Origin of the sequence: Rummeliibacillus sp. SL167 (genome assembly GCF_007896505.1) — a bacterium.
GTDB lineage: Bacteria > Bacillota > Bacilli > Bacillales_A > Planococcaceae > Rummeliibacillus > Rummeliibacillus suwonensis.
Genome location: NZ_VCBM01000001.1, coordinates 2,240,721 through 2,254,380 on the forward strand (window position 1 = coordinate 2,240,721; position 13,660 = coordinate 2,254,380).

The following is a 13,660-nucleotide window of genomic DNA, read 5'->3' on the forward strand; positions in this document are numbered from 1 at the left end:
CACTTGAACTTCCATCAAAAGTTCATTGAGTTTTTCTATGTACGAAAGTTGAGTAAATTAAAGTAAAAAAACTTGAAATGCGTAAAATCATTCAAAGTATAAGTTTTATTATCGTTCTTTAATCAACTAGTAACTCCAAGTAATATTTATCATTTTCTTCTATCTTTCTTAAAAATTCTTCAAGAGACGTAGCAATTTGAATATCATAATAGTAAACTGAGCTTCTGTTATTTTCATTCAATTCTATTGACATTAAAGCTGACTCACTGCCTTCAAAAAATATTAGTTTGTTATTCTCAAATTCATCGTAGATTTCTATGTCGGGATAAAACTCAAAATCATTAACTCTCAATCGAAAATCTCTTACTGAATAAGGATCCATAATACGATTAATATTAAACTCTGAGCTTTTAATAAATCCGTAGCCAACCTCTAAATAAAAATTAACTAATTCCTTAGGAAATTTTAAATCAAGTTCCTTCTCAACCTCCTTTATTTCGTTTTCAGTCACTGGATAAAAATTATTCTCTTGGTTCGCCTTAATAAACTCATAACTCATTATTTTTTACCTCCTTTAAATAGTGTATTTGCTGGTGAACCTGTTCCATGAATACCAGCTTGATGCTCATTTGGGAATTTTGCAGGATGTATATTCCACCATTCATGTTCTCCCCCAAAAGTATTTTCAATTATATGATGAGCATCATACTTATCTCCTTGTTTCCTAATTATTTTACCGGTTTTTTCTGAAATAACATTTTCATTATACACAGGCCACTGTTGCCCAGTATTTTCTTCCCATTCTTTGATTACTTTATTTTTTACTTTATCAAATTCTGCCCTATGTTTAGCTGTTCCTATTGGTGACATTTTTTTATATTCTTTATCTCTTAAGGCTTCCTTCAACTTCTCTATTTGGTTTTTAGGTAACTCTCTACCTGTTCGTCCTTCTATATCTCTAATGTATTTTTTTATTGTATCAGAATCTATCTTATTCCCCATACCCTTACCGCTACCACTTGCCTCCACCTTCGCCATAGAAATCAACTGATCTCTCAGCCCAACACTATTCACTGTATTATAAGGCACAATACCTGCGTTCACACCAACTAATTGGTGTTGGGGTGCATAGGGATACAGGTCGAGCGTCGGGATTTTTTGGGCTGCGCCTTTTACTTTGTGGACGCCTACTTTAGCAGTGGCTTTGACTGTGGTCATTCCTGTCTTCGTTACAGCGCCTAATCCTTTGGTGCCCACTGCGGATAATCCGAGGGTTCCTAATGCGTAGGATATCCACTGGGCGCGCGACTTGGCATCTCCATTGATGACATCCCGCTGAAAAGAATCAGCGATGGATTTCGAAAGATAATCGTAGGTTTCGATGGGATGAGCAATGGCATCCATTGTACTTTCTATTGTTTTTACGGGATGAGTGATGAAGTCAAATATGCCTTTTACAAAGTCTTTTCCCGCTTTAAGGAGACCCTTTGAGATGCCCTCCGCCGTTTCCAGCATAGTGACGATTTGTTTTTGGTCATCATTGAGATTTTCGATGCCTATTTCTTTCGCGATTTTTAAATACTCACTTGGTGTGGAAGCTTTTGCGAGTTTCTTTTGCAATTCTTCGATTCGATCCACTTCTTCTGTCTCTACTCTTGAACAGGTACTTCCTACCTCATCCTTCAACCAGCCATCTAGCTGATACTCGCTTAATGTGCCAATGGTATAGTTTGCTAGTTGCAGCTTTCCACTTTTCATCTGCGCTTGAATGCCATCTATGTAGTTTTGCATATTCGACACATCATTGGATAATTCTTCTAAGGCTTTACTTTGATTGTAATCAAATTGGTGAACTTTTTCTACCGTAGACTGAATCTGTTTTTGGGCGTCCGTCACTTCCTCCAAAAAAGAGGCATCATTTAATGACGGTGTAGCCACAATATCTTGGATGGAAAGAATCGTCTGGTTAGCCTCATCTGTGAGGGTGATGGTACGATTGGCTGTGTTTTGGAGGCTAGTTTTTAAGTCCTCTGTTAAAAACGCTTCGTCAATCCGGCCATTTTCGGCGGATTCTAGCTTTTGTAATTCATGGTCCATAGCTTTTAGTTGACGCTCGTAATCGGCTATAAAAGCTTGATAATAGGAGATAAATGGAAGGTGTACTTCTTGATAATAGGCTCGAATTGCCTCCCCACTTTCTCCTTTAAAAGCATCTTCTAGCGCCAGTATCCCTTGTACCGCTTTTTCAATCGCCGCCATCTCAGTTTGTTTATTTTTTAAGGACTTGAGCGTTTTCTCGATGCCATTCTGTAAACCTGCCACATCTAGTACTTTTGTAATAACGATCCACCTTCCTTTACGTTTCGTTCAACTTAATGTCGTTTTGTGTTTCAATGTGTGCTAGCTAAACCGGTCGGGATATCCACCACTTTTTACTACTTCGTAATGAAATGGATTTTCCTACCTCTTCTACCCCTTCATAAGCATAAACAACTCATTTCAGCATTTGATGGTGATCTCCCAGCTTTTCATCCAGTTCGATCATGCTCTGAACAGCTTGTCGGCTGGTTTTCTCGTTTTGTATTAATAAAATTTTGTAGGATTCTAACACTTGTCCGATCGTTTGATGGAGATCCTTCCATTTCTGGATGACCGTTAGAACATTATCCTCACCGATTGCAGAAGGGAGCGAAGTCTGAAGCGTATTTGTGGAAGATTTCATCTTAGAAAGGGCTTGGTCAATGTCCGTTTGTTTGATTTTAATTTCCGTACTCATCCCATCGCGTCTCCTTTGATTTCAGTTATTTTGCTTTTGCCTTCTCTTTCTCCTTTTCAGCGGCAAGAGCTTCTTCCAGACTTTGAATCGTTTGCTTGATTGTACTGATTTCACTTTGTAAGCTGCTCGTTTTGTCGCTTATGGCCTTATAAACAGCATTAAATTGTTGCGTGTCTAGCTCAAGATATTTTGTCTGCATCTGTTCATGGCGAGTTTGATCAAACTTATTAGCTAATACCCCTTGCCAGGTATGACTGGAGAGGTCAGGTTGCGTCAGCTTTTTTTCATACCCAATCAATTCTTGTTGATATATGTGTAGCTGATTGCTACAGGTCTGAAGCCTTTGAAGTTGATATTGCTTTTCACTTAAAAGTGCATAGTAATACGCTAAAGACATAGGTTCCTCCCCCCTTTTATAAAAAACAAAAGTTCTCTAAACTCTTTCAGAATCATTCAATAAGTACCATCCATTAAAAATAAAATATGATTATGTTAATATTTATCAATTATACCATGTAAAAAACCGACTATTGAGATTAAATTTTCCTATTTGTTTCAATACAAAATAGGAAAAATAAACTAATTACTGGTACCCAAATCTAAGACTATCTAAAGAAAAAGTCCTTAACCCCTGAAGAGATGAAGGACATCATTTGCACCCTATTGTCTGAATTATTTCAGCGCCTATCACCTACAGATTTTAGAGGAAAACGAAGATAATCCATATCCATGTACTATATGCCAATGTTATGACAAAAAAGCGTTTCCCCTTCTAATCTTTTTGATTTAGCTTGACAGATATTAATTTAGAAGTTATTCGATTTTCTTATCATTTTTACCATAAAATTAAAGGTAATACAGATAAATATAATAGGATCACTAAAATCGTTAGGATAAAAGCGAATACAGAAACAAAACCGTCTAATTATTGAACCTCCTTTATTATATTTGGACAATTATGCCATCAAATGTAGAAGGGATTGAAGAAAAAATATACAACATACATTTTTCACTCTCAGAAGAACGTCAACTTGTATTTTAATCATAAGCAGCATGAAATCCTTAGCAAAGGAGATGAATGGTTCAGATACTCTGACTGACACCTGATTTTTTTGTAAACTTTTGTGATTTTTTAGGACCTTTTGTTAACTTTTATTGACTTTTTAAAGTGTCATATTTCCACAGGGTACCCCCCATCCCTTTATTTAAATGGAAATCTTTGATACACTTTATATGAGAATGCTTCTTCCAGTGAGTTAGAACGCCTTCTCCTTTTCTATATTTCATGCATGGATTGAAAACCCAAAGCTCATGAATGTTTAAATTAAACATCCCCTGATTTGTAAATAATTATTTATAAAGTGAAACTTCATCCGTGGGGGTTCTCTTCATCCCCCACTGAACTAGAGGAACTCAGGTTAAAAGCGCGTGCCAACACCTGAGTGACCAACATCTTGTTGGCCCGAACCTATCGGACTTTAACGGGCAGTGGATAATTCCCATCTATCTTTCTTATTTCTCTCTATATCTTGAGATGGGAGTCTTACTGCCCGTTAAAGCGGGATAAAAGCGCTTACTTTTCTTACCTTTCCATATTTTATTTGTAATATTTTTAAAAATCAGGGTAATTTGATGTGAAAAACAATAAGGAGTGAGTTTCATGCTAAAAATGGAACATGTATCTAAAATCTATAAGGGAGGAAAAAAAGCGGTTGATGATATGAATATCGAAATTGAGCGTGGCGAGTTTGTCGCTTTTATCGGTACAAGTGGCAGTGGAAAAACGACTGCGCTTCGTATGATCAACCGAATGATCGAACCAACCAAAGGAACCATCACCGTAGATGGTCAAGACCTCTCTAAAAAAAACCCAGTTTCTTTAAGACGTAGCATTGGCTATGTAATCCAACAAATTGGATTGATGCCACATATGACGATCCGCGAAAACATTACACTAGTACCTCGACTTCTTAAATGGTCAAAAGAAAAGAAAGATCAAACAGCGGAAAAATTGATAGAATTGGTCAATCTACCACAAAATTATCTTGACCTATATCCAGTACAATTATCAGGTGGACAGCAACAACGGATCGGCGTACTTCGTGCACTTGCCGCAAACCAAGACCTCATATTAATGGACGAGCCATTTGGTGCATTAGACCCCATCACGCGAGACACCTTACAAGACCTTATCAAGGATTTACAGCAACGTCTTGGGAAGACGGTCATATTCGTTACCCATGATATGGATGAAGCCATCAAATTAGCAGATCGAATCTGTATTATGCATAATGGTAAAGTTATACAGTTTGATACCCCCGATAATATCTTGTCACACCCTGCAAATGACTTTGTTCGCGAGTTTATTGGTTCTCACCGTTTAATCCAAGAAAAACCGAGCGCCAAAATAGTGGACGATGTTATGATCACCCCCGTTTCAATCTCTCTTGAAAAAAGTATTGATGATGCCATCCGTACAATGGTGAAGAAACGTGTAGATACATTATTTGTAGTAGATGGGCAGAATCATTTAAAAGGATTGATCGACGTAGAAGGATTGACAGCAGCGCGTCATAAAACGAACTCTGTTTCGGACGCAATGGAAGAAGAAATTTTCTATGTCAAAAATGGCACGAAACTTCAAGATTCTGTCCGTCGTATTTTAAAACGTAATTTAAAAAACATCCCCGTTGTCGATGATGAACATCGACTATTAGGTCTTGTCACTCGTGCAAATATTGTAGATATTGTTTATGACACCATTTGGGGAGATGAGGATGAAAGTCAATCAAACCAACAACAAGAACAATAAGAAACAAAATAGAAGGGATATGAGAAGATGATCGATTTTATCACCAACAATAGTGATGCCATCATCCAGAAAACTTGGGAGCACTTCTATATATCTGCAATCTCTCTACTTCTTGGTATTATTGTTGCCGTTCCGTTGGGTGTAATCTTAACTAAAACACCAAGAATAGCGAAGATTGTTTTAAGTATTACAAGTATCCTACAAACGCTTCCTTCCCTTGCAATCCTTGCTATGATGATTCCGTTTGTAGGGATCGGGAAAGTACCTGCCATTATCGCATTATTTATCTATACACTTTTGCCTATTCTAAATAATACTTATATTGGTTTAAATAATGTCAATCGAGATCTTAAAGCGGCAGGCATCAGTATGGGAATGACTCGTGTACAATCGATCTTCATGGTCGAACTCCCATTAGCCATTCCTGTTATTATGTCAGGTATTCGACTATCCGCTGTATATGTTATTTCATGGGCAACTTTAGCCTCCTATATTGGTGCTGGTGGACTTGGAGATTTTATCTTTAATGGATTAAATCTATATCAACCTGATTTCATCATCGGTGGTGCAATTCTTGTCACTTTGCTAGCTTTATTAGCTGAATTTATATTAGCTAAAATCGAACGCTTAGCAACACCAAAAGGACTAAAAATTGAACGGTAGAAGGGAGCAAACAAGATGAAAAAGATGAAAATGCTTGTCATTGTCCTTGCTAGTTTGCTGCTAGTTTTATCTGCTTGTTCATGGAATCGTTCAGATGACGAAGAAACAGTCAAAATAGCTACAATGACAACAACCGAAAGTAACATTATGGGAAATATGATCAAACTAATGATTGAACATTATACGGATGAAGATGTCGAAATGATTAATAATCTTGGCTCTAGTGTTGTATTACATCAAGCCATGGTAAATGGCGATGCGAATATTTCAGCCGTACGTTACACTGGTACGGATTTAACTGGCGCTTTAAAAGAAAAACCCCTCAAAGATCCTGAACAAGCCATGGCATTGGTACAAAAATTATTCCAAGAACGTTTTGATCAAACATTCTTTGATTCGTATGGGTTTGCCAATACGTACGCTTTTATGGTGACCAAAGAAACGGCTAAAAAGTACAATCTTAAAAAAGTAAGTGATTTAAAAAATATCGCCAAAAACTTACAAGCTGGTGTCGATTCCTCATGGGTCAATCGTGCTGGCGATGGCTATAAGGATTTTGTGAAAGCCTATGGATTTGATTTTAAGAATGTTTACCCTATGCAAATCGGTCTGGTATATGATGCTTTAGCGGCCAATAAGATGGATATCGTTCTAGGTTATACAACAGATGGTCGTATTGCCAGCTACGATCTTGTCGTCTTGGAGGATGATCTGCACTTCTTCCCTCCTTATGATGCTAGCCCATTAGCAGTCAATCAATTACTAGAGGAAAAACCACAAGTTAAAAAAGCCATTGAAAAGCTCATCGGCAAGATTTCAACGGAACAAATGCAAAAACTGAACTATGAGGCAGACAATAATTTAATCGAACCCGCAATTGTTGCTAAACGTTTTTTGGAGAAAAACAACTATTTTGAAGATCAAAAGGAGGAATAACTTATGAGTGATATGAATACGTTTCAGCAATTCCTCTACTACTTTTCTGAGAATGGGACCTATGTATTTCAACAATTTTTAGCACATTTTCTGATTTCCGTTTACGGCGTACTTTTAGCAGCCATCGTTGGCATTCCACTTGGTATTTTAATCGCCAAATATAGTAAATTGGCTGGTTTTATCATCACGATCGCCAACATTATCCAAACCATACCAGCGTTAGCGTTACTGGCTATTTTAATGCTAAGCATGGGGCTTGGTAAACAAACTGTAATAGTAGCCGTATTCCTTTATTCGTTGTTGCCCATTATTAAAAATACTTATACGGGGATCAAGAATATCAACAAAAACTTGATCGACTCTGGTAAAGGAATGGGCATGACCCGTACTCAGGTGCTCTATATGATCGAGCTCCCACTGTCACTATCCGTTATAACTGCTGGCATCCGCATTGCATTAGTAGTAGCCATTGGCGTAACCGCTATTGGCGCATTTATCGGTGCTGGTGGACTCGGTGATATTATCATTCGAGGGACCAACGCAACAAATGGCACAGCGATTATACTTGCCGGTGCAATACCCACTGCATTAATGGCTGTACTTACTGATGTGATCCTCGGTATTATTGAACGAAGACTAGACCCTGTCAAACGGCACAAAAAAATAACAACACCTACTGTCCAGTCTTTAAAGGACTAAGATCAAGTGCCAGGCACCAAAACAATTTAAGTCTTTAACTCTTTGGAAGGGTTAAGGACTTTTTGGCTAGGATTGATTTGGATGGTTCACTATCAAATGGTGAACCATCTATTAAAGTTAGTTTAGATACATCTGTATCTAATGCCTTTGCAATATCTCCAAGTGTTTTTAATATCATATTAGCATTACCAGCTTGCTTGCCTAGCACTTAATTTTTCTTTTTTCTTTGAAAATTAAATAGATACTTTATATTGTAAAAAGTGGAAACTTTAATATACTATAGATGAATCAATTTCATAATGTAAAATTTAGATAAAAAACATGAACATTTTAAATCAACATGAACATTAATATTCAGAATTCAGAAATTTTTGTTCCGCTCCATCATTTTCATATATATTTCTTTATTTAACTTGTATTCAATTACCAAACCCCGGGTTATCAGAATTGTGTGGGCACTTGTCATTTGAACTTATATTAGGACTACTTTTTTTCTTTATAATGTAATTTTATATCTTTAGTTAAAGCATATTCATTAATTCTTTTTATCAGATTTCCTCTGTATACAGCTTCTGCCGCATGGATTTCACGCTCTCCATCCTCATCCTCATATTCAGGAAAAATAATGAAATTAGTCTGATCCATTTTTTTAATTATATATTCATTTCCTTCAAATTCACCGTTTCTAATATGATATGAAGTTATAAAATTCATAATATCCTCATATAAACCTTGGGTATTAATTTCTGATTGCAAAAATCCTTCTATTACGTTCATATATTTTACCTCCTGATCTATTTAACTGGATATGCGCTTAACATTCCACCATCTTCTGAAATAACAATTTTAATTAATGTTTCCCCTTTTATTCCAACCTCTTTTCCTGCATTAATAACAATTTGATAACTTTGTTGTCCCATTTTTGTTAACCCATTGTCAGCTATTGATTGGACTTTTCCATTATTCATTGCGTCCTTTAATATTGCTTCAGCTGCTTCTTTTGTCTCTCCTAAAAATTTTGCGCCATTACCACCACTGGTAGATAAATGTTTTGGTTTAACATAAGCTGAATTAATATCAAAATTATTTAAAGCTTTGTGTCCTTGTTTAACAATATTATCTACAATTTCTGAACTACCCTTAATACTCTGCCCCGTTCTCTCAGTACTTTTACCACTACTTTTATTTTCCACTTTCGCCATAGAAATCAACTGATCTCTCAACCCAGCACTATTCACCGTATTATAAGGCACAATACCTGCACTTACACCAGCTAATTGATGTTGGGGCGCATAAGGATACAGATTGAGTGTCGGGACTTTTTCGGCTGCGCCTCTTACCTTGCGGACTCCTACTTTAGCAGTGGCTTTGACTGTGGTCATTCCTGTCTTCGTTACAGCGCCTAATCCTTTGGTACCCACTACGGATAATCCGAGGGTTCCTAATGCGTAGGAGATCCACTTGGCACGTGACTCGGCATCTCCATTGATGACATCTCGTTCAAATGAATCAGCGATGGATTGGGAAAGATAATCGTAGGTTTCAATCGGATGTTTAATGGCTTGGATGGTACCCTCTATTGATTTTCCAGGATCGTCTATAAAATCATCGATTCCTTTTAAAAAGTCTTTTCCCACTTGGAGGAAACCTTCTTGGATTCCTTCCGCGGTTTCCAACCTGGCGACGATTTGTTTTTGACCATTATCGAGATTTTCAATGCCTATTTCTTTCGCGATTTTTAAATACTCACTTGGTGTGGAAGCTTTTGCGAGTTTCTTTTGCAGTTCTTCGATTCGATCCACTTCTTCTGTCTCTACTCTTGAACAGGTACTTCCCACCTCATCCTTCAGCCAGCCATCTAGCTGATACCGGCTTAATGTGCCACTGGTATAGTTGGCTAGTTGCAGCTTTCCACTTTTCATCTGCGATTGGATGCCGTCTATGTAGTTTTGCATGTTCGACACATCATTGGATAATTCTTCTAAGGCTTTACTTTGATTGTAATCAAATTGGTGAACTTTTTCTACCGTAGACTGAATCTGTTTTTGCGCGTCCGTCACTTCCTCCAGAAAAGAGGCATCATTCAATGATGGTGTAGCCACAATATCTTGGATGGAAAGAATCGTTTGGTTAGCTTCATCTGTGAGGTTGATGGTACGATTGGCTGTGTTTTGGAGGCTAGTTTTTAAGTCTTCTGTTAAAAAACCTTCGTCGATCCGTCCATTTTTGGCGGATTCTAGCTTTTGTAATTCATGGTCCATAGCTTTTAGTTGACGCTCGTAATCTTCTATAAAAGCTTGGTAATAGGAGATAAATGGCAGGTGTACTTCTTGATAGTAATTTCGGATTGCCTCCCCACTTTTTCCCTTAAAGGCATCTTCCAGCGCCAGTATCCCTTGTACCGCTTTTTTAATCTCCGCCATCTCGGTTTGTTTATTTTTTAAGGACTTGAGCGTTTTCTCGATGCCATTCTGTAAACCTGCAACATCTAGTACCTTTGTGATAACGATCCACCTTCCTTTGCATTTCGTTCAACTTAATGTCGTTTTATATATTATTATGTGGCAGTTGAACCAGTCGGGTCATCTACCACTCTATAACTATTTCATCATCATTTCCTATCTATTCAGTAACTATCTTCCATTAAAACAAAGTATATTACATGTTAATATTTATCAATTATACCATGTAAAAAACATACTATTGAGATTATTTTTACCTATTTATACCAGTACAAAATAGGAAATATAAACTAAGTACTGGTACCCAGATCTAAGGCTATCTATAGAAAAAAATCCTTAACCTCTGAAGAGATGAAGGACATCATTGCCATCTTATTATTTGAATTGTTTTAGTCTATGGCATCTGCAGTTATTTAAAATCAAGTGCCATGCACTAACACAAATTAAGTCCTTGACTATTTGGAATAGCCGTTCATCCAAAAGAGATGATGAAACGTTAAACGATTAAAAAAGATGATGTCTTGCAATGAAGACATCATCTTTTTCATATAATTGTGATCTAGTATCTAATATTTTAGACTACATCAATGTTATCTTCTTGAGATAAGTTCAAAAGTGGTTTTACCCTTAGTCACAACTTTTATGATACCCGATCTTGGTGCTAAATAATAAGTGGTTTTATGAGTACTGCTATAAATGTGTATGGCATTTTTAAAAGTACCAGCCTTAGTTTTAACTAATTTATTTTTGGATTTAACTATCCAAATATCTTTTGATCCACCTTGACCATCAATTGGCAATGGTTTGACGTGATAGATATACACCGAGTCGTTCTAACTGTTTTTCTTGACGATAAAGTGGCATGCCTTCCACATATTTTTGATTCATTATATAGGCCATTGCTGAAGCCGATGCGAGGCTTTTCGGATAGATAGGGGCTGGTAAGTTCAAGTGCCAGTCACCGAAACAATTTAAGTCCTTAACTCATTCTAGGGTGAAGGTTTTTTTGCTTATTCTGCTTATGAATATCCAGCAAAAATTTATCCAATATTCAATATATTATTCTAGTATATTCCTTTTCTATCTTATATAATCAGAAGAAAGGAGGTTATATATGCCTAGAAAAAGAAGGATCTGGAATCCTGATTTGTTTTATCATGTGGTGATGCGTGGCAATAATCGACAGGTGATTTTCCAACATGCGGAGGATTATGCGGAATTTTTTCGCTCGCTCTATTATACGTATGATCGGTATCCTTTTGAGATTGTGGCGTATTGTATTATGAATAACCATTATCACCTTTTGATTCGTTCCCCAAATGAGTCTTTGAGTAAGGTCATGGGTACGCTGAATAAGCGATACAGTGACTATTTCAAGCGAAAATATCACTATTGTGGTCATTTATATGAGAGTAGATATTTTGCTGAAGCTACGATGGATGCAAAGGGAATTCTTGCAGCTAGTCGCTATATTCATCGCAACCCCATTGCGACGAAAAATCCAATGGTCGAGCGAATGGAGCATTATCCTTATAGTAGCTATTATCTTTACAAAACCAACCAACCCCACAATATCCCCTATATGACAACTACATTTTTGCCGTCTTGTATGCCTGTATACTCCAAACAAACGATTGAAGATTACTGTCTTTTTTGTGAGCAAGATGAGAAAGAAATGAATGACTAATATGTCTACTGCCCATTATGGCAGGATAAAGAAAGGAGCTATTTATGACTATATGGAGTGTTGGCCTTGAAGGGATGCGAGGTTATCGTGTCATGATTGAGGCGAATATTCGAACAGAAAAGGAAATATGTACGATCATTGGACTACCTGATACTTCGATTAAAGAATCGAAAGAACGGATTTTGAGTAATTTACACGCACTTGACTATGATCTATCCATGAAAAAAATCACTTTGCAGCTATCTCCATCTGATAAAAGAAAAACAGGAACCGGCTATGATGCAGCAATGGTCTTAGCAGTGATCGAACAATTAGTCGATATGCCTCTTCAAATAGATGCAAACACATGTGTATTGGCTGCATTAACATTAAACGGTAAGCTCGTTGCTTTTCATGGCATGATTCCATCAATACAACAGGCGATTGAATTAGGATTTAAACGGATCATTTTACCAGCAGTTGATTTACATTTTCTTGGGAAAGTACCTCATGTGGAATTCATCACGATAGATGATTTGCATCAGCTTGTACAATACGCAAAAGGACAAACCCTTTTACATTTACCAGATACTAAGATTCAGCCTTTTATACGAGAAAGAGACAATCCGAATAAAGGAACGGACTTTGCTGCGATTTTTGGTCATGCAAAAGCCAAACGTGCATTGGAAATTGCAGCAGCAGGTGGACATCATATTCTGCTCAATGGTCCTCCTGGATGTGGGAAAAGTATGTTGGCAGATGCCTTTCAAACCATTTTTCCTGAGTTAACACAAGAAGAGATGTTAGAAGTATACAGCATTTATCATTTAGCCAAAGAACCATTTACCTTTTCGATGCGCCCATCCTATAGAGCGCCACATCATTCCTCCTCCTCTACGTCTTTAATCGGAGGAGGAACATATCCAAAGCCTGGGGAAATCTCATTAGCACATCGAGGCATACTGTTTTTAGACGAATTAGGCGAATTTTCACGAAAAACGCTTGATATGTTGCGTCAGCCAATGGAAACAGGCGTGGTCAGCATCAGTCGTGTGCGACAAACAGTCACTTACCCTGCTGATTTTACACTCATTGCAGCAACCAATCCTTGTCCGTGCGGTTATTATGGTTCAAACGATCATTATTGTACTTGCTCACCGAACGAAATTCGTAAATATCAACTAAAAGCATCCGGTCCATTGCTTGACCGTTTCGATTTTCAATTATTTTTACAAAGTGTTCACCTCTCACATCAAGAAACAAGTGAAGACTCAAATACCATCCGACAACGAGTAACAGATGCGAGAAATCAACAAAATAAGCGCTATCGTCCATCATTTCTAAATAGCACAGTACCATCTGATCAACTTATACAGCTCTGTGGCATCACCAAACAACAACGCGATCAACTAGCCGTTACCTGTTTTCACGAAAAATGGAGCAACCGCACACAACTTAAAATCATCCGAATGGCAAGAACCATTGCTGACCTTGCAGGAACAAAAGACATCACAGATACAGCCATAGAAGAAGCCATTTCATGGAAAAAAGAAACAACACAAGCACAACAGCCAAATCCATCCTAACCACAAAAAGTCCTTAACTCGTTGGAAGAGTTAAGGACTTAACTTGTAGTTCATTGTCAG

At 37.3% G+C, this 13,660-nt stretch carries 12 protein-coding genes and 3 pseudogenes; 6 read left to right on the forward strand and 9 right to left on the reverse strand.

From position 1 onward, the window contains the following. Positions 1 to 118 precede the first annotated feature (118 nt). From FEZ13_RS10065 to FEZ13_RS10080, 5 genes and pseudogenes are all read right to left on the reverse strand, one after another. On the reverse strand, positions 119 to 559 hold the full coding sequence (locus FEZ13_RS10065; protein ID WP_146552516.1) for an SMI1/KNR4 family protein: 441 nt from the start codon (positions 557 to 559) through the stop codon (positions 119 to 121). Further along, positions 559 to 1,005 (reverse strand): annotated as a pseudogene (locus FEZ13_RS20025) (LXG family T7SS effector ribonuclease toxin YxiD); the annotation flags it as partial. The pseudogene FEZ13_RS20025 and the gene FEZ13_RS10065, both read right to left, overlap by 1 nt. A gap of 747 nt (positions 1,006 to 1,752) precedes the next feature. Continuing rightward, positions 1,753 to 2,322: pseudogene (locus FEZ13_RS20030) on the reverse strand (T7SS effector LXG polymorphic toxin); the annotation flags it as partial. 172 nt (positions 2,323 to 2,494) lie between these two features. Then, positions 2,495 to 2,776: a YwqI/YxiC family protein gene (locus FEZ13_RS10075; RefSeq protein WP_146551804.1), complete on the reverse strand. Its 282-nt coding sequence runs from the start codon at positions 2,774 to 2,776 to the stop codon at positions 2,495 to 2,497. A gap of 25 nt (positions 2,777 to 2,801) precedes the next feature. Beyond that, complete coding sequence (locus FEZ13_RS10080) at positions 2,802 to 3,173, reverse strand: YwqH-like family protein (protein WP_146552518.1); 372 nt, start codon at positions 3,171 to 3,173, stop codon at positions 2,802 to 2,804. Positions 3,174 to 4,436: 1,263 nt separating this feature from the next. Between FEZ13_RS10080 and FEZ13_RS10085 the strand changes: the two genes are divergently transcribed. The 4 genes from FEZ13_RS10085 to FEZ13_RS10100 are packed head-to-tail and all read left to right on the forward strand — an operon-like array spanning position 4,437 to position 7,886. Next, on the forward strand, positions 4,437 to 5,588 hold the full coding sequence (locus FEZ13_RS10085) for a betaine/proline/choline family ABC transporter ATP-binding protein (protein ID WP_146552519.1): 1,152 nt from the start codon (positions 4,437 to 4,439) through the stop codon (positions 5,586 to 5,588). 27 nt (positions 5,589 to 5,615) lie between these two features. Further along, positions 5,616 to 6,251: an ABC transporter permease gene (locus tag FEZ13_RS10090; RefSeq protein ID WP_146549732.1), complete on the forward strand. Its 636-nt coding sequence runs from the start codon at positions 5,616 to 5,618 to the stop codon at positions 6,249 to 6,251. 15 nt (positions 6,252 to 6,266) lie between these two features. Further along, positions 6,267 to 7,187, forward strand: a complete 921-nt coding sequence (locus FEZ13_RS10095; RefSeq protein ID WP_222434402.1) for an osmoprotectant ABC transporter substrate-binding protein — start codon at positions 6,267 to 6,269, stop codon at positions 7,185 to 7,187. 3 nt (positions 7,188 to 7,190) lie between these two features. Beyond that, entirely contained in the window at positions 7,191 to 7,886 is a 696-nt protein-coding gene (locus FEZ13_RS10100) for an ABC transporter permease (RefSeq protein WP_146552520.1), read from the forward strand. 34 nt (positions 7,887 to 7,920) lie between these two features. On the opposite strand, the gene FEZ13_RS19505 is transcribed toward FEZ13_RS10100, so the two are convergent. From FEZ13_RS19505 to FEZ13_RS10115, 4 genes and pseudogenes are all read right to left on the reverse strand, one after another. Further along, positions 7,921 to 8,094: a hypothetical protein gene (locus tag FEZ13_RS19505; protein WP_186725838.1), complete on the reverse strand. Its 174-nt coding sequence runs from the start codon at positions 8,092 to 8,094 to the stop codon at positions 7,921 to 7,923. A 275-nt stretch (positions 8,095 to 8,369) separates the two neighbouring features. Continuing rightward, positions 8,370 to 8,663, reverse strand: coding sequence for a hypothetical protein (locus FEZ13_RS10105; RefSeq protein WP_146552521.1), 294 nt, complete (start codon positions 8,661 to 8,663; stop codon positions 8,370 to 8,372). 17 nt (positions 8,664 to 8,680) lie between these two features. Then, the gene (locus FEZ13_RS10110; RefSeq protein WP_146552522.1) at positions 8,681 to 10,396 is read right to left on the reverse strand and encodes an LXG domain-containing protein; all 1,716 of its coding nucleotides are present in this window, start codon (positions 10,394 to 10,396) and stop codon (positions 8,681 to 8,683) included. A 744-nt stretch (positions 10,397 to 11,140) separates the two neighbouring features. Beyond that, positions 11,141 to 11,293, reverse strand: a pseudogene (locus tag FEZ13_RS10115) (IS66 family transposase); the annotation flags it as partial. Between the two features lie 169 nt (positions 11,294 to 11,462). On the opposite strand from FEZ13_RS10115, the gene FEZ13_RS10120 reads away from it, so the two are divergent. After that, the gene (locus tag FEZ13_RS10120) at positions 11,463 to 12,035 is read left to right on the forward strand and encodes a transposase (RefSeq protein WP_146552523.1); all 573 of its coding nucleotides are present in this window, start codon (positions 11,463 to 11,465) and stop codon (positions 12,033 to 12,035) included. Between the two features lie 44 nt (positions 12,036 to 12,079). Next, on the forward strand, positions 12,080 to 13,600 hold the full coding sequence (locus tag FEZ13_RS10125; protein WP_146552524.1) for a YifB family Mg chelatase-like AAA ATPase: 1,521 nt from the start codon (positions 12,080 to 12,082) through the stop codon (positions 13,598 to 13,600). The last annotated feature ends 60 nt before the right edge of the window (positions 13,601 to 13,660 follow it).